Annotated in this window: 5 protein-coding genes; 1 reads left to right on the top strand and 4 read right to left on the bottom strand. The window is 71.6% G+C overall.

Going from position 1 to position 17,522, the window contains the following annotated elements; translation table 11 throughout:
- Nucleotides 1-36: 36 nt before the first annotated feature.
- The 4 genes from WMF34_RS12370 to WMF34_RS12385 form a co-directional block, all read right to left on the bottom strand.
- Nucleotides 37-10,374: an amino acid adenylation domain-containing protein gene (locus WMF34_RS12370; RefSeq protein ID WP_437993421.1), complete on the bottom strand. Its 10,338-nt coding sequence runs from the start codon at nucleotides 10,372-10,374 to the stop codon at nucleotides 37-39.
- Nucleotides 10,375-10,502: 128 nt separating this feature from the next.
- Nucleotides 10,503-11,510, bottom strand: coding sequence for a 2,3-diaminopropionate biosynthesis protein SbnB (gene sbnB, locus WMF34_RS12375; protein ID WP_437993422.1), 1,008 nt, complete (start codon nucleotides 11,508-11,510; stop codon nucleotides 10,503-10,505).
- A 185-nt stretch (nucleotides 11,511-11,695) separates the two neighbouring features.
- Entirely contained in the window at nucleotides 11,696-12,652 is a 957-nt protein-coding gene (gene sbnA / locus WMF34_RS12380; protein ID WP_012235021.1) for a 2,3-diaminopropionate biosynthesis protein SbnA, read from the bottom strand.
- Between the two features lie 170 nt (nucleotides 12,653-12,822).
- Nucleotides 12,823-13,797 carry a Gfo/Idh/MocA family protein gene (locus tag WMF34_RS12385; RefSeq protein ID WP_437993423.1) on the bottom strand — a complete coding sequence of 325 codons (975 nt, stop codon included), beginning with the start codon at nucleotides 13,795-13,797 and terminating at the stop codon, nucleotides 12,823-12,825.
- 536 nt (nucleotides 13,798-14,333) lie between these two features.
- Here WMF34_RS12385 and treY point away from each other — a divergent pair.
- On the top strand, nucleotides 14,334-17,522 hold the full coding sequence (treY, locus tag WMF34_RS12390; protein WP_437993424.1) for a malto-oligosyltrehalose synthase: 3,189 nt from the start codon (nucleotides 14,334-14,336) through the stop codon (nucleotides 17,520-17,522).

A 17,522-nucleotide genomic window follows, 5' to 3' on the forward strand; every position in this document is an offset into this window, starting at 1 on the left:
CGGCGTGGGGCCGGTCCATGCCCGGCGCCGGCCCGCTCAGGGCGCCTCGCGCCGGGCCCGCTCGATGAGCGCGCGGAGCTTCCGGGCGACAGGCTCGACGCCGGGCGCCTGCAGGATCGAATAGTGGTCGCCCCGCACGCGCTCGACCTCGACGCCCGAGGGCGCCAGCCGCCGCCAGGCGTCCACCGCGTCCGGCGATGACGCCCGCCCGTCGATGGCCTGGAAGACCGTGATAGTCCCGCCGTACGGTCCGGGGTCATACCCATAGAGCGCCTTCATGTTGCTCATGAAGACACGGCGCAGCGCCGGCAGCGCCTCCTCGGGGGGCGGGCTGCCGCCGGCGACGCGGGCCAGATCGTGGTCGAACAGGGCGTGAAGGAGGTGATCCGTGTCCGCAGGCGGCGCCCCGGGCCGGACGCCCTCGACCTGCGCGTCGATGAGCGCGAGCACCTCCACGCGCTGCTCGCTGCGCTCGAGCTGCCGCGCCATCTCGAACGCGACGACGCCTCCCATCGACCAGCCGCCGAGCAGGTAGGGCCCCGACGGCTGCACCGACCGCACCGCGCTCACGTAGAGCGCCGCCATCTCCTCCACGCTGGCCGGCGGCGCCTGGGCCCCGTCCAGCCCCGGGGACTGCAGCCCGTAGAACGGCTGCTCCGCGCCGAGCTGCCGCGCGAGCTCGCGGTAGCACAGGACGTTGCCCCCGACGGGGTGGACGCAGAAGAACGGCCGCCGCTCGGCGCCGGGCGTGATCGTCACGAGCGGCGAGCTCGGTTCGAGGCGCCCCTCATCCCGGAGGAGCGCGGCGAGGCGCTCCACCGTCCCCCCCTGGAACAGCGCCGCGAGCGGCAGCCGCTGGCCGGTGCGCGCCTGGATCTCCGCCATGAGCCGCACGGCCAGGAGCGAGTGGCCGCCGAGATCGAAGAAGTCGTCTCGGACGCCCACGCGCTCCGCGCCCAGCACCGCGGCCCAGATCGCCGCGAGATCTCGCTCCAGCGCGTCTCTCGGCGCGACGAAGCTCTCCGCCGCGCCGCTCCGATCGGGCGCCGGGAGCGCCTTGCGATCGACCTTGCCGTTCGCGTTGAGCGGCAGCGCGTCGAGCAGCACGACGAAGGCGGGCACCATGTACTCGGGCAGGAGCTCCCTTGCGTGCTCCTTCAGCAGGGCGGCGGAGCCCGGCGAGCCGGCGGCCGGCACCACGTACGCCACGAGCTGCTTGTCCCCTGGCCGGTCTTCCCTGGCCACGACGACCGCCTCGGCCACGCCGGGATGCCGCTTGAGCGCCGACTCGATCTCGGCAAGCTCGATCCTGAAACCCCTCACCTTGACCTGGTGGTCCAGCCGGCCGAGGAACTGGAGCTCACCGCTCGGCAGGTACCGCGCGAGGTCGCCGGTCTTGTACATGCGGGCCCCGGGCAGGGGGGAGAACGGATCGGGCAGGAACACGTCGGCCGTGCGCCGGGGATCCCGCAGGTAGCCGCGCCCCACGCCGACACCGCCCACGAACAGCTCGCCCGGAACCCCGATCGGCGCGGGCTGACCCCGCCGATCGAGGAGGTAGAGGCGCATGTTCGCGACCGAGCGCCCGATGGGGACGTGCGCTGCGGTGGGCACCTCCCGCACGCGGTGATGCGTCACGTCGTCGGAGCACTCGGTGGGGCCGTAGGCATTGAGGAGCGGCACCGCGGGATAGGCCTCGATCCACTGCGCGCACAGCTCCGGCGGCAGCGCCTCTCCGGTGGCCACCATCCACCGGAGCCCCGAAAGCTGCGGCGCGCGCGCCATCGATCGCGCCTCCGCCAGCACCGCGCGAAGCATGGAAGGGACCAGCTCCACGATCGAGAGGCCATGCTCCTCGATCGCGGCGAGCAGCCGGGCGGGATCCCGGACGACCTCCTCTCCCAGGATGTGAACGCGACCCCCGAGGAGGAGCGCGACGAGGAACTGCCAGACCGAGATGTCGAAGCACTGAGAGGCGGTCTCCGCGACGCAGTCCTCCGCGGTGAGCTCGAGATCTTGCACCTTCGCGAAGAGGTGGTTGAGCATGCCGCGGTGCTCGACCATCGCCCCCTTGGGCGCTCCCGTCGAGCCCGACGTGTAGATGACATAGGCGAGGTTCGACGGGCGAGCGTGCGGCAGCGGAGCGCGCGCTATCTCGGCGCCCGGCGTGAGCGCGTCCTCGAGGGGAATGACCTGCGGCGCGGCCGCCATTCCCTCGAGGGCGCGCCGCAGCGCGGCCTCGAGCGGCCCTGAGACGAGCACGCGCCGCGCGCCGCTGCTCTCCAGCACCTGGGCGATCCTGTGAGGCGGGTGGAACGGATCGAGCGGCAGGTAGGCGCTCCCGGCCTTCCACACGCCGATCATGCCGCCGAGGAAGTCGAGGCCGCGCTCCGCGAGCAGCGCGATCACCTCGTCCGGCCCCGCGCCGTGGCGCACGAGCGCGCGGGCGAGGGCGTCCGCGCGCTCGTCGAGGGCCCGGTAGGTCAGCGAGGCGCCACCCTCGCCCACCGCGGCGATCGCGCCTGGCGTCCGCTCCACCTGGGCCTCGAAGAGCGTCGTGAAGCACTCCTCCTCGGGGAACGGCATCTCGGTGCGGGTCCAGTCGTCGAGGAGGGTCCGCCGCTCGTCGGCGGGCAGGAGCGGCAGCGACGAGATCGGGCGGGTCGGGTCGCGCACGATCCCCTCGAGCAGCTGCTCGAGGTGCGCCGCCATCCGGGCGATCGTGGGCGGATCGAAGAGATCGGCGTTGTACTCGATGTGCCCCCCGAGCTGCTGCTCTGCCTCCGTCAGCGCCAGGGTCAGGTCGAACATCGCCGTTCCGGTGAAGACCTCCTCGGTCTCCAGCGCCTCGGCCCGCGAGGCGCCGGTGGGATCCTGCAGGATGAACATCACCTGGAAGAGGGGGGCATGGGCGCGGCTCCGCGCCGGGTTCAGCTCCTCCACCAGCTTGTCGAACGGCAGATCTTGATGCGCGTACGCCTCCAGCGCTGTCCGGTGCACCCGCTTGAGCAGATCGAGGAAGCTCGGATCGCCGGAGAGGTCCACGCGCAGCGCGACGGTGTTGAGGAAAAAGCCGATGAGCCCGTCGAGCTCCTGCCTGCTCCGCCCGGCCACGGGGGAGCCCACGACGATGTCCTGCTGCCCCGAATAGCGGTGGAGCAGGACCTGGAAGGCCGCGAGGAGCGTCATGAACAGCGTCACCGCCTCGCGCCGGCTGAGCGCCTTGAGCGCCTCGGTCATCGCGGCGGAGATGCGGATCGCGTGCCGCCCGCCGCGGTAGCTCAGCACCGGCGGCCGCGGGCGGTCCGACGGCAGCTCGAGCACGGCGGGGACGCCGGCGAGCGCCTGTTTCCAGTAGGAGAGCTGCGCCGCGAGCGACTCCTCGCTCAGCCACTGCCGCTGGCACACGGCGAAGTCGGCGTACTGGATCGGCAGCTCGGGCAGGGGAGAGGGCCGGCCGCTGGAGAACGCCTCGTAGAGCGCCGTGATCTCGCGGGCGAGCACCCCGAGCGACCAGCCGTCGGTGATGATGTGGTGGAGCGCCACGACCAGCACGTCCTCGGCGTCGCGGAGGCGCAGCAGCTCGACGCGCAGGAGCGGCCCCTCGTCGAGATCGAACGGCTCGAGCGCCAGCCGGAGGTGCCGCTCGCGGGCCGCGTCCAACCGCGCGTCCGGCCGCAGGCCCCGCAGATCGGTGACCGGTACCGGGACCTTCGCCGGCGGGGCGATGCGCTGGACCGGCCGCCCGTCGACGCTCGGGAAGCTCGTGCGCAGGATCTCGTGCCGCCTCGACAGCTCGGTCACGCTCCGCTCGAGGGCGGCCGGGTCGATGGCCGACGAGAACCGCACGCTCCACGCCACGTTCTGCGCGACGCTCTCGGGGCTCAGCTGGTGCAGGAACCACATGCGCTCCTGCGCGAGCGAGAGCGGCAGCGGCCCCGCTCGCTCGACGCGCCGGAGCGGCAGGAGCTCGGCGGCGCCGGCGCTCGCCTCAATGTGCCGGGCGATCGCCGCCACGGTGGGCGACTGGAAGATGAGCCCGAGCGGCAGATCGACGCCGAAGGCGCTCCTCAGCCGGGCCACCACCTGGGTCGCGAGGAGCGAGTGCCCGCCGAGCGCGAAGAAGTCGTCCTCGACGCCCACCCCGGGAACGCCGAGCGCCTCGGCCCAGATCTGCGCGACGCGGCCCTCGACCTCGGTGCGCGGCGCGACGAAGGTCGAGCTGGCCATCGCGTGCTCCCCCGAGGGCCGCGGGAGCGCCTTGCGATCGATCTTGCCGTTCGCCGTGAGCGGGAGCGAGCTCAGCGCCACGACGACCGACGGGACCATGTAGTCCGGCAGCCGATCGCGCACGAAGCGCTTGAGCTCCGCCTCGTCCACGGACCGCTCCGGCGCCGGCACGACATAGGCCACGAGCCGCCGGTCCCCGGGGGTGTCCTCGCGGACCGAGACCACCGCGAGCGCGACCGCCTCGTGCTGCGCGAGCATCGCCTCGATCTCGCCGAGCTCGATGCGGAAGCCCCGCAGCTTGACCTGATGATCCGTGCGGCCGAGGAACTCGACGGTGCCGTCCGGCAGCCACCGCACCCGGTCCCCCGTCCGGTACATGCGCGCCCCCGCGTCGCCGGAGAAAGGATCCGGCAGGAACCGCTCCGCGGTCAGCGCCGGGCGTGACAGGTAACCTCGCGTGACGCCCTCGCCGCCGATGTACAGCTCCCCCTGCACGCCGACAGGCACCAGCTGGAGGTGGCGATCGCAGACGTAAAGCGCTGTGTTGTCGATGGGCCGCCCGATGGACGCCCACCCCGTTCCGGCCGCCCGCTCGACGAGGTGCGTGGAGGACCAGATCGTCGTCTCCGTGGGGCCGTACATGTTGAGCAGCGCGCCAGGGAACGTCTTGCGGATCTCCTCGACGAGATCGAAAGGCAGCGGCTCACCGCCGAGGAGCAGCGCGCGCAGGCTGGACAGGGCAGCTGCCGCCGAGGGCTCCAGCATCATGCCGCGCAGCAGCGACGGCGTGCACTGGAGGTAATCCACCTGATGACGCTCGATCTGCCGCGGCGCCGAGGTGTCCTCCAGGCTCCGCCGGTCCTCTCGCTCGCTCAGGCGCTTCAGCTCGTCGAGGTACGGCAGGCTCGCGAGCACGGCGTCGGGTTCGACGCCGAAGTCGATGAGGCAGCCGATCTCGTCGACCCCGATCTCCTTGAGCTGGGCGACCCGCTCCAGGCAGTCGCTCGGCGTCCCGAACAGGCCGCTCGTCTCGACGTACCTGTCGAAGGCGTGGGAGACGAGCAGGTCCAGGTCCTCCTCGCGGACGGCGCCGTCCAGATCGATGCCCAGGCTGCGGCCGAGCCCCCGCATCAGATCGGCCGAGCTGCGCAGGTAGCTGCGGAACGGCGCGCTGATCCGGGCGCGCACCAGATCGGCGTCCCGCTCGACGAAGGTGTGCAGCATGAGCGTGACGTGCCCCTCGCCCTCGTGCCCCGCGCGGCGGCGCGCCTCGCGGTAGATAGCGATCCGCTCCGCGAGATCATCGATGCTCTGGCCGAGCAGGTGCGTGAGGATGTTCATCCCGCCCCGGCCCGCGGCCTCGAAGGTCTCCGGGTTGCCCGCCGCCGTCAGCCAGACGGGCAGCTCGCGCTGCACCGGCTGGGGCCGGATCTGGATCTCCGTCGGTGTCCCCGCGCCGTCCGGGAACGTCAGCCGCTCGCCGCGCCAGAGCCTGCGGACGGCGTCGATGCCTTCCAGCATGATCCGCTTCCGGTCGGCGTACCGCTCCGGGGCCAGGACGAAGTCGCGCGCGTGCCAGCCTGACGCGAAGGAGACGCCGACGCGGCCGCGCGAGATGTTGTCGAGGAGCGCCCACTCCTCCGCGATCCTGACCGGGTGGTGCAGCGGGAGGACGACGCTGCCGGCGCGGATCGCGACCCGCTCCGTCATGGCCGCTATCGCTGCGCCGACGACCGATGGATTGGGGTACAGACCGCCGAACGCGTGGAAGTGGCGCTCGGGCGTCCACACGGCCATGAAGCCGTGGCGGTCCGCGAACTTGGCACCTTCCCAGAGGAGCCGATACCGGTCGCCGCCGCCCTGGTCGGCGTCATCGGCGAAGTAGAAAAGGCTGAAGCCGAGCGGCCGGCGCGCGCCGGGGCGGCCCTTCACCTGCCGCCGCGGCGCCCGGCGCCGCTGCTCGCCCTGGAGGATCACCGTCAGGCCGCGTGTGAGCGTCCACAGGAGCTCCAGCACGGAGATATCGAAGGAGATGCTCGTGACCGCGAGCCAGCGCGCGCCCGGAGCGACGGGGGCGACTGGCCCGAGCGCTCGATCCATCGCGCTGAAGAAGTTCGCGACGCTCCGGTGGGGCACGACGACGCCCTTGGGCTTCCCCGTCGAGCCCGACGTGTAGATGACGTACGCGGCGTTGGCCGGGCGCGCGCCGGCCGCGGGCGGCGCGCCCGTCTCCGGTCGGCCCTGGCCCCTGCCGAGCATCACCGCGCGCGCCTTCGAGCCCGCGAGCCGCGTCGTGAGGTGCTCTTCGGTCACGACAACCGGCGCGCCGGCGTCGTCGAGCATGTAGCCGATGCGGTCCGAGGGGTACGAGGGATCGAGCGGCAGGTAAGCGCCGCCCGCCTTCAGGATGCCGAGCAGCCCCACGAGCATGTCGATCGACCGCTCCGCGCACAGGCCCACGATCACCTCGGGCCCGACGCCGAGCGATCGCAGCTCGCCCGCGAGCGCGCCCGCCCGCGCGTCGAGCTCGCGGTACGTGATCTCCTCGCCCTCGAAGACGCACGCGGTCGCGTCCGGTGTCCGGCGGACCTGAGCGCTGAACTGCTCATGAATGCACGCGTCGGTCCACGCCGCACGCGTCGCGTTCCAGCCCGACGTGACGAGCCGCAGCTCGTCCTCGTCCATCACGGTGGCCTCGGACAGGCGGCGATCGGGGCTCGACGCCGCCGACAGCAGCAGCGCGCCGAGGCGCGAGGCCATCCGGGCGATCGACGCGCCGTCGAAGAGATCGGCGCTGTACTCGAAGTAGCCCTCGAACCCGTCCTCGCCGCTCCTCAGGGAGAGGGTGAGGTCCACCATCGAGGTGCCCGGATCGATCTCCACCGGGCGCGCCGTGAGCCCCGGCAGCGCCGGGAGATCGACCTCCCGGTCCGGGAGCAAGATCAACATCGCCTGGAACAGCGGCGAGAAGCTCTGGCTGCGCGCCGGCCGCAGGTGCTCGACGACCCGCTCGAAGGGAACGTCCTGGTCCGCATAGGCGTCGACCGCGACGTCGCGCACCTGCGAGAGCAGCTCCCGGAAGGTCCGGGCGCGGGACAGATCGACCCGCAGGACGACGGTGTTCGTGAACATGCCGAACAGCCCGCTCAGCTCCGGCGGGCGGCCGGCGACGGCGGAGCCGACGCACACGTCGTCCTGGCCCGAGCAGCGCCCCAGCAAGAGCGCGAAGCCGGCGAGCAGCGCCATGTACGGGGTGACGCCCTCCTGCCGGCAGATCGCCTCCAGGGCCTCGCGGAGAGCGCGGGGGAAGCGCACCGGCAACCTCGCGCCCCGGTAAGTCTGCACCGCGGGTCGAGGGCGGTCCGTCGGCAGCTCGAGCAGCTCCGGCGCGCCGGCCAGCCGCGCCCCCCAGCGCGTGAGCTGATCCGCGGCGGCGCCGCCGTCGAGGCGCTCGTGCTTCCAGAGGACGTAGTCGGCGTACCCCAGCGGCAGATCCGCGAGCCCGGGCGGGAGCCCTCGCGAGAAGGCCCCGTAAAGCGCCGACAGCTCGCGGGCGAGGACCCCGAAGGACCAGCCGTCCGCCACGAGGTGGTGGGCCACGACGAGGAGCACGTGCCGCCGCGGCTCGATGCGCAGGAGCGTGGCGCGCGCGAGCGGGCCGCGCGTGAGCTGGAACGGGCGCCGCGCCTCCTCGCGCGACCGCCGCTGCGCCTCGACCTCCCGGGCGGACAGGGGCAGGCCCGTCAGGTCCACGATCTCGAGCGGCAACGCCCCCTCCGCCGCGATCACCTGGACCGGCTTCCCGTCTCGCTCCTCGATGCTCGCGCGCAGCGGCTCGTGGCGGCGCGCGATCGCGTCGAGCGCGCGCTGCAGCGCCGCCACGTCGAGCTCGCCGGAGAGATCCACGGCGACAGGGATGTTGTAGACGGGGTTGTCGGGATCGAGCTGCGCCAGGAACCACAGGCGCTGCTGCACGGGCGCGAGCGGCAGCGGGCCCGGCGCTCTCCGGGGCGTCAGCGCGGCCGCCAGCCCTCCCGCCGGCCGCGACGCCGCCGCGCGCTGCGCGGCCACGTGCCGCGCGAGCGCGTCCGGGCTCGGACCCCGCAGGAGCACGTCGAGCGGCACCGGCGCGCCGAGCTCCTGCTCGAGGCTCGAGGACAGCTCGACAGCGCGCAGCGAATCCAGGCCGTAGCGGGTGATCGGCGCCTCCGGATCGAGCCCGCCCGCGGGCCCGCCGAGCGCCCTCGCGAGGTAACCGCAGAGCCACGAGCGCAGCTCCTCCACGGTCGCCGCATCGCCTCGGGGCGCCGCGCGCGGCGGCGCCGGCTGGAGCGCGGGCGTCGCGGCGGCATTCGCGTCCGCATCCAGGCGCGCGCCGCTCCTCACCTCGTCGGCGCGCCAGAGCAGCTCGGTCTGGAGCTCTCCGCCGAGGAACGCCGCGCGGCACGCGTGTCGCTGGATCTTGCCGCTCGAGGTCTTGGGAATGCTGCCCGGCGGGAGGAGCGCCACCGCGTACGGCTGCAGGTCGTGCTCCATGGCCAGCCGCTCCCGGATCGCCCCGATCGCCGCCTCGCAGGCCGAGAGGCGCGCGCGCAGGTCTCGCTCCTTCCGGACGTCGATCTCCAGCGCGAGGGCGAGCCGCTCCTCGCCGTCGGCCTCCACCGCGAACGCCGCCGAGCACCCCGACCGGATCGCCGGGTGGCTCTGCTCGACGGTGAGCTCGATGTCCTGCGGGTAGTGGTTTCGGCCGCGGAGGATGATCAGGTCCTTGCGCCGCCCCGTGACGAAGAGCTCCCCGTCCTTCAGGAAGCCCAGGTCGCCCGTGCGGAGGAACTCGCCCGGCTCGCCGGTCGCGAGCCGCGCGCGGAAGGTGCCCTTCGTCTCCTCGGCGCGACCCCAGTAGCCCTGGGCCACGCTGGGACCACGGAGCCAGATCTCGCCGACGTGCCCAGCGGGGCAGGCGGTGAGCGCCTCGGGGTGCACGACCACGAGCTCCTGGTCCGGCAGCGAGCGGCCGCAGCCGACGAGCCGCCGCGCCCCCGCCTCACCGGCGGCCGCCTCCTCGGCGCGCCCCTGCTCCAGCGCCGCCGCGCTCGAGGCGCCAACGATGGGGCCGCTGCCCGCTTCCCCGCCGGAGACGATGAGCGTCCCCTCCGCGAGCCCGTAGCAGGGATAGAAGGCCGTCCTCCTGAACCCGCACGGCCCGAAGGCCGCCGCGAACCGATCGAGGGTCTCCGGCCGCACCGGCTCCGCGCCGCAGAAGGCGACCTCCCACGAGCGCAGATCGAGCGAGCGCCGCTCCTCGGGCGAGCTCTTGCGAACACACAGCTCGAAGGCGAAGTTCGGGCCGCCGCTGATGGTGGCTCGTTCCTCCGAGATGGCCTGCAGCCACCGCAACGGGTGGCGCAGGAACGTCAGCGGGGACATCAGCGCCACGTTGAACCCGTGGTACAGCGGCTCGAGGATGCCGCCGATGAGCCCCATGTCGTGGTAGGGCGGCAGCCATATCACCCCTGTGCTGCCCCGGTGCGCGCCGAAGCACCGTGAGATGCTCTCCAGGTTGTGCAGCAGGTTGCGGTGGCTCAGCATCACCCCCTTCGGGGTGCCCGTGGATCCCGACGTGTACTGGAGGAAAGCGAGCGACGCCGGGCCGACCGCCGGCGGCCGAAAGGCGCCCTCGCCCTCGGCCGGCAGCTCGTCGGTCGCGACCCAGCGCGCCGCGCCGAGCTCCGGCGCGCGCTCGAACAGGTGCACGGCCATCGACGTGATCGCGCCCGTGGAGAGCACCAGCCCGGCCCGCGCGTCCTTCAGGATGGCGCAGAGCCGCGGCAGCGTCCGCTCGATGCGCGCCGGATCCGGCGGGTACGCCGGCACGGCGACGAGCCCCGCATAGACGCAGCCGAAGAAGGCGACGATGTACTCGAGCCCGGGCTCGTACAGCAGGATCGCCCGCTCTCCGGGCTCCGCGACCTGGCGGAGCGCGGAGGCGACCTGGCGGGCGCGGCGGGCGAGGTCGGCGTAGCTCATGCGAGCCACGATCTTCCCGCTGTCGTCGCGGAAGCTGGCTCCGCACGTCTCGGCGCTCCGCGCCTCGAGCAGATCGATCAGTGTGGCGTACCGCGGTTCTCGTTCGAGCGTCGTCATCTACAAGCTACCTCTGTTACAGACGGCATGTTCACGCCGCCGACATCGAGCTTCCCGATCGCCGTCGCCACCGGACCGACGCGCCACGCGAGGCGCGAGGCGCGCGGTTCGCGCACGGTTCACTTGCCTCAGCGCGCCATCTCGAAGAAGAAGTCGTCGACCACGACGCGCTGGCCTCGCGCGCTCGCGACGTCGTAGACCCATCGGCCGACCGCGAGATCGAGCACCCCGAGCCCGAAGGGCGAGAAGATCGCCGGCTTGTCGCGGCCGATCCGGCGCTCGCCCCGCATCAGCTGGGCGAGGGTCCCGGTCACGAAGCTCCGGCCCCCGGTCAGCCGCTCCGCGAGGTGCGGCGACGTGTTCGCCTTCATCACGTGCTCGACGTCATCCACGATGTTGTAGGACCCGAGCAGGATCTCCGGCGCGAGATCGCGGAGAGAGATGTTGAGCACCAGCGGGTTGTGCGAGAACAGCGCCGGATCCAGGATGTAGGGCTCGCCCGCGACCGTGGCGAGGACGATGAGGTCGCTGCCCGTGATCGCGGCCTCGGCGCTTGAAACGCAGTCGATCGCGCCGTGGCGACCCGGCTTGCACACCTGGGTCGCGAACCGCTGCGACTCCGCCTTATTTAGATCGTGCAGCAGCACCGACCCGATCTCCCAGCCGAGCGCGAGGAGGAAGTCGTAAATGTACCTCGCGATGAGGCCGTTGCCGATGATGCTCAGCCTGTTCACCGCGCGCTTGCCGCCGTTCATCCACTCGGCCGCCAGCGCCGCCGAGCCGGCCGTGCGGGCGGCGGAGATGATGGAGCTCTCGAGGCAGGCGAAGGGGTAGCCCGTCTCGTAGCTGTTCAGGAGGAGCGCGGCCGAGGCCCGCGGGATCCCCCGGCGAATGTTGTCGGGGTAGCTCGCGATCCACTTGATGCCCGAGACGCCGACGTCTCCCCCGAGGAACGCGGGCAGCGCGATGATGCGATTCTTCGGCTGCTCCGGGAACCGCAGGAAATAGCTGTCCGGGTTCACGGTCTGCCCGTCCTCGTGCATCAGGTAGGCGCTCTTGACGCGCTCCACGCAGGCGGGGATGTCGGCGTGGATGATCTCGTGGATCACCTTGCCCGTAATGATCGAGAAATCCATTCTGATGCGATCTCCGTTGTCTCACGCTGGCCCCGAGCCTGGCGTCGCTCCTCCGAGGCAGCGCGATCGCCGGTCAGAGACATGGGTTGAAAGATGGTGGTCGGCCGCCCGGGCTCCGCTCTGCCTCGCTCGTCACGAGCCGCGCCAGGAGATCCCCTTGGACCAGATCCTCCGGGGCGTGCCCTCTACGCGCCGAGCCTGGACGTCCAGGCGTCATTGAAGATGGTGTCCGCGTACGAGATGCCGCGGTCAGCGCAGACGAACAGCACCGATGGGCGGCTCGTGGAGCGCATCCTCGGGAGGAGCTTCTTCACCGCGGCGTAGCACGAGCCGGACGAGCCCCCGACGAGCAGCCCGTGCCGCGTGAGGAGCTCGCGGCAGGCGCGCACGGTCTCGACCTCGGAGACGAGGACGACGTCGTCGATCTTCGCCTCGTCGACCAGCTTGGATCGGACGCTGGCGCCGATGCCCGCGATGTGGCGCGGCCCTGGAGCGCCCCCGAAGATGACCGAGCCCTGCGCGTCGACGGCGATGATACGCGCGTTCGGGAACGCCTCCTTCACCCGCCGGGAAATACCGGCGATCGTCGCTCCTGTGCTCACGCCCACGAAGACGTAGTGAAGCTCGGAGAAGGCCGAGCAGATCTCCTCGCCCGTGAAGCGGTAGTGGGCCCCGACCGCGTCCATGTTGCCGTACTGGTTGGTCCAGTACGAATCGTGGATGCTCTCTCGCAGCTCCCGGAGCTTCTGGAGCCGCGCCTTCAAGAAGCCGCCCATGTCGTCCGGCTCGGTCACCTTGACGACGCTCGGGCAGAGCCTTCGCAAGAGGGACTCGTAGGCCTCCGTGGTGTTCGGATCGATCACCGGGATGAACTCGAGGCCGAGCTGGCGCGCGTAGAACGCGAGCGCGACGGCGAAGTTCCCCGAGGAGGACTCGATGAGGACGGTCTTGTCGTGGATCTCACCCCGCTTGATCGCCTGGTGCAGGATCCAGAGCGCGGGACGATCCTTCAAGCTCCCTACCGGGTTGTGCCCCTCGATCTTGGCGAAGAGCTTGACCCCATCGCACTCGAGGGGGAGCACGGTCGTTTCTCGAAGGGTCCCCAGGAGCGAGGCGACCTTCGTCAAGAGTTTTTCAGCCATGGGAGTCCACTCTCGTGAGCTAACGTGAAGTCCATTCCACGGGGCGACCTGAGCGAGCTCCGTTCCGCTGGCTGAACGGGCGGCGAATGACTGTATTTGAAGGTAATTGAAGGAGACTGACGGAGACTGACAGTGACCGATGGAAACTGATCGCGACGGACGACGTCGAATTACAAGGCCGTCGCTCCACCAGCGAGGAGGCGCTCGATACAGCTCTGGACCGAGAGCGCTTCACGCAAGCTGGCGAGGGTGTGCGAGCCGCCCCGCATCATCGCCGCGAGATGGTCGAGCAGCGCCGTCCGGTTGCGCGCGAGGGCCTGCTCCGGCGTCGCGGGGCAGAGATCGACCCAGCTCGCGCCGTCCTGGATCTCGGCGCTATACCAGTGGTGGGTGCGACCCGCTCCACGCTCGCCGATCAGGGTGAAGGCGTTGAAGTCGTCCTCTTCTCCACCCACGCAGGCGCTCACCTCGAGGGGAATGGCCCCCGCGGTCAACCGGGCCTGAATCGCTGTCTCCGACCCGACGCCGTCCGCCGGGAAATCGACGCGCGAGCGCTCGACGCGCAGCGCCCCGAGCAGGCGCTGCGCCAGGAACACGAAATGCGACAGCACCTCGCGGACAAACCCGCCCTCCTGCCGGCCGGCGAGCCAGCCGCCGGCGGGCTGCCACGGTCGAGGCCACGCGCGAAACGAGGCGTCGATGCGCGCCTGCCGCACCTCGCCGATGCGCCCGGCGCGCAGCGCGTCCCCGAGCGCCTGCACCGGCGGCGAGACGGCGAAGCCGAAGTTGACGGCGGCGCGCACGCCGGCCCGCTCGAGCCGATCCACGGTCGCCGCCGCCGCTTCGACGTCGACCGCGAGCGGCTTCTCGCACAGGATCGCCTTGCCCGCCCCTGCGGCGAGGCGCAGGTGCTCGAGGTGGGTCGCCGGCGGCGAGGCGATGTAGATAAGTTCAACCGGAGCAGCGACCACCTCCGCGGCGGTCCTCCGCCGGCAAGCCCTGTCGAACGCCTCGATGCGCTGAATCGCCTCGGCGGATGGGTCCCACGCAGCGACGACCTGGAAATCAGGGCGCTGCGCGAGGAGGCGCGCGATCCGCTCGCCTATCGTGCCGAAGCCGATGATTCCAACGCCGATCTTGCGCATACTCAGCCGTCCATCCTGGATTTTTGACGGACTCCGGTGGGGTATACTACGGAGCTACCTCACAACGCAAGCGTGACCGCGCGTCTTCGATCCTCACATCCCGTCATGCCGCGCGATGAATGTCACGCCAACGTCATGCGGGGGTGCGCCGCGCATCCGCGTCGTCCGATTCGGGTGGAACGATGCGCACACGCTCTCTGGTCACGCCGGGGCGCGTGTTCGCAGATGCCTTTGATCCGCAAGCGCGCTCCTCGCAGGAGAGCTCCTGTCGAGTCGAACGTGCGAAGCACGCTCGACGACGGCTGAGCTCGGCGTGCCTCCGATAGCGGCTGAGCCCGTCACTCGTCCTCCGCAGCTGCGCCTGATCCCGGCGTGGTCCATGGCGCCAGCCTCATCGCTGCCGCGTTCCCCGTAGGCGCATCAGGCCATTCCTTCGTGCCGCACGCCGAAACGACAGGAGCCGCGCGAGCTGCGCAGATCCGCGGATGCTCATCGCTTCGTTCGCAGTAGATTCTGCCGCCGGAGGCAACCGAGGGATGACCGGAACGTCGGATGAACAGCAGACGAGCGGCCATGCGGACGGCGCTGGCCTGCAGGCGATGGCAGCGCGGCTCGCCGACGCGGCGTGCGAGGGCGTGGCGCCTCGCCTGCCGCGCGCCACCTACCGCGTGCAGCTCAACAAGGACTTTACCTTCGAGCAGGCGCGCCAGGTCGTCGTCTACCTCGACGCCCTCGGCGTCAGCGATCTCTACTCGTCGCCGTTCTTCAAGGCGCGGCCAGAGAGCATGCACGGCTACGATCTCGTCGACCACAACGCGCTCAACCCCGCGATCGGCGAGCGCGCCGATCTCGACCGGCTCACCGGCGAGCTCGCGGCGCACGGCATGGGCCTCCTGCTCGACTTCGTCCCCAACCACATGGGCGTCGGCACCTCCGACAACGCCTGGTGGAACGACGTCCTCCAGAACGGCCCGAGCTCGCTCTACGCGCCGTTCTTCGACATCGACTGGGCGCCGCTCAAGACGGAGCTCAAGCACAAGGTGCTGCTCCCCGTGCTCGGCGACCACTTCGGGCGCGTGCTCGAGCGCGGCGAGCTCAAGATCGAGTTCGACAGCGGCGCGTTCGTCCTGCGGTACTTCGATCACGTCTTCCCGGTGAACCCGCGGACGTACGGCATGATCATCGGGCCGCTCGTGCCCGGGCTCGTCGCCGCGCTCGGCGAGGAGCACGACGCGCTCCTCGAGCTGCAGAGCATCCTGACCGGGCTCCGCAACATGCCGCCGCGCACCGAGACGCAGCGGGCCAAGGTGATCGAGCGGCGCCGGGAGAAGGAGATCCTCAGGCGGCGGCTCGCGTCGCTCGTCGCGGACTCGCCCGACGTCGCGGCGGCGGTGGCCGAGGGCGTCCTGCGCATCAACGGCAAGCCGGGCGATCCGCTGAGCTTCGACCCGATCGAGGCGCTGCTCGAGGAGCAGGCCTACCGCCTCAGCTTCTGGCGCACCGCCGCCGAGGAGATCAACTACCGCCGGTTCTTCGACATCAACGACCTCGCCGCGATCCGGATGGAGCACCGGCCGGTGTTCGCCGAGGCGCACCGCCTCGTCTTCGAGCTCTGCGAGCGGGGCCAGGTCACGGGGCTGCGCATCGACCACCCCGACGGCCTCTGGGACCCGATCGGCTACTTCGAGCAGCTCCAGCAGGGCTACCTGATCGAGCGCTGCCGGCGCCGCTTCCTCGCCGAGGCCTCGGACGAGCCCGAGCAGAAGAGCTTCCTCGACCCGCGCCGCCGCCCCGAAGCGCGCTTCGCCCGGCTGGAGCCGGCCCTCCGCGCGGCCCTCTCGGAGCGCGGCTCGCGCGGCTCGCTGAGCACGCCGCTCTACGTCGTCGTCGAGAAGATCCTCGCGCGCGGCGAGACGCTGCCCGAGGCCTGGCCCGTCCACGGGACGAGCGGCTACGACTTCACCGCGCTCGTGGGCGAGCTCTTCGTCGACGCCTCGAGCGAGGGGCAGATGACCGCGATCTACGAGCGGTTCATCGGCGAGCACATGCCGTTCGAGGCGCTCGTCTACGAGAAGAAGAAGGTGATCCTCCGGACGGCCCTGGCGAGCGAGCTCAACGTGCTCACCCACGCCCTGAACCGCCTCACCGAGCGCGACCGCCGCTTCCGCGACTTCACCCTGGGCTCGCTCAACGAGGCGCTGCGCGAGGTCATCGCGTGCTTCCCGGTCTACCGCACCTACATCAACGATCGGGCGCCGGGGATCTCCGATCACGACCGCGTCGCCATCGGCCGCGCCGTCGCCCTCGCGCGCCGGCAGAACCCGACGATGGAGAGCTCCATCTTCACGTTCGTGCGCTCGGTCCTCATGCTCGACGGCACGGATCTCTTCCCCGAGGAGGACCGGCACCTCTTCTGCGACTTCGTGATGAAGTTCCAGCAGCTCACCGGGCCGGTGATGGCCAAGGGGCTCGAGGACACGTCGTTCTACATCTACAACCGGCTCGTGTCGCTGAACGAGGTCGGGGGCGAGCCCGAGCGCTACGGATCGAGCGTCCTCGCGTTCCACCGCGGCAACGTGCAGCGGCACAGGGCGTGGCCGTACTCGATGCTCGCGACGTCGACGCACGACACGAAGCGGAGCGAGGACGTGCGGGCGCGCATCAGCGTGCTCTCGGAGCTGCCGTCGGCCTGGGAGGAGGCGCTCCACCGCGCCGCCGCCGCCGCCGCGCCGCTCAAGGCCGAGATCGATGGCCGCCTCGCGCCGGACAGCAACGAGGAGTACCTCTTCTACCAGACCCTCCTCGGCAGCCTGCCGATCGAGCCGCTGCTCGGCGCCGCCGGCGACCCGCGCGCGCCCGAGGGCGACGCGCTCTCGGCGTACGCCGGCCGCATCGTGGACTACATGCGCAAGGCCACGAAGGAGGCGAAGGTCAACACGTCCTGGATCGACGCGCAGCCCGAGTACGACGCCGCCGTCGAGGCGTTCGTCCGCAAGGCGCTCTCGTCCGCGGAGGTCGTGGGCGCGCTCCTGCCGCTCGCGCGCGTGGTCGCGTATCACGGGATGTGGGGCTCGCTCTCGCAGACGCTCCTGAAGCTCACCTCGCCGGGCGTGCCCGACATCTACCAGGGCAACGAGGTGTGGGACTTCAGCCTCGTCGACCCGGACAACCGCCGCCCGGTCGACTACGCGGTGCGCGAGCGGGCGCTCGCGGAGATCCGCGCGCGCTGGCGATCGAGCGGCGAGGGCCGCGCGCTGGCGCGCGAGCTCTGCGCCGAGGCGCGCGACGGCCGCGTCAAGCTGTTCGTCACGCACGTCGCGCTCGATCTGCGCCGGCGCCACCCGGCGCTCTTCGGGGCCGACGGGGACTATGTGCCGCGCGCCGTGATCGGCGAGCGCGAGGCCCACGTCGTCTCCTTCGCGCGCCGCGCGCCGGACGGGCGCTCGATCGTCGTTGTCGCGCCCCGGTTCAGCGCGCGGCTGCTCGGCGGCGCCTGCTCCCCGCCGATCGGCGCGGCGTGGGCCGGCACCTCGGTCGACGTGGAGCCCGGCCTCTACACGGATCTCTTCACCGGCGCCGAGCTCGAGGCGTCGCCTCCCGCCGCTCCGCCGCGCGGCTCGGACGCGCCGCCCGAGCCGGGCGACGGCGCGTCGCTCCCGCTCGACCGCGTGCTCTCCGATTTCCCCGTCGCCCTGCTCCTGCGGGCGGCGCAGCGAGGCCAGTGA

Source organism: Sorangium sp. So ce145 (assembly GCF_051525985.1).
Classification (GTDB): Bacteria; Myxococcota_A; Polyangia; order Polyangiales; family Polyangiaceae; genus Sorangium; species Sorangium cellulosum_B.

Coding starts and splice junctions, on each gene's coding strand:
- WMF34_RS12370 (WP_437993421.1), bottom strand. CDS start 10,374: ATGACGACGCTCGAACGAGAACCGCGGTACGCCACACTGATCGATCTG.
- sbnB (WP_437993422.1), bottom strand. CDS start 11,510: ATGGATTTCTCGATCATTACGGGCAAGGTGATCCACGAGATCATCCAC.
- sbnA (WP_012235021.1), bottom strand. CDS start 12,652: ATGGCTGAAAAACTCTTGACGAAGGTCGCCTCGCTCCTGGGGACCCTT.
- WMF34_RS12385 (WP_437993423.1), bottom strand. CDS start 13,797: ATGCGCAAGATCGGCGTTGGAATCATCGGCTTCGGCACGATAGGCGAG.
- treY (WP_437993424.1), top strand. CDS start 14,334: ATGACCGGAACGTCGGATGAACAGCAGACGAGCGGCCATGCGGACGGC.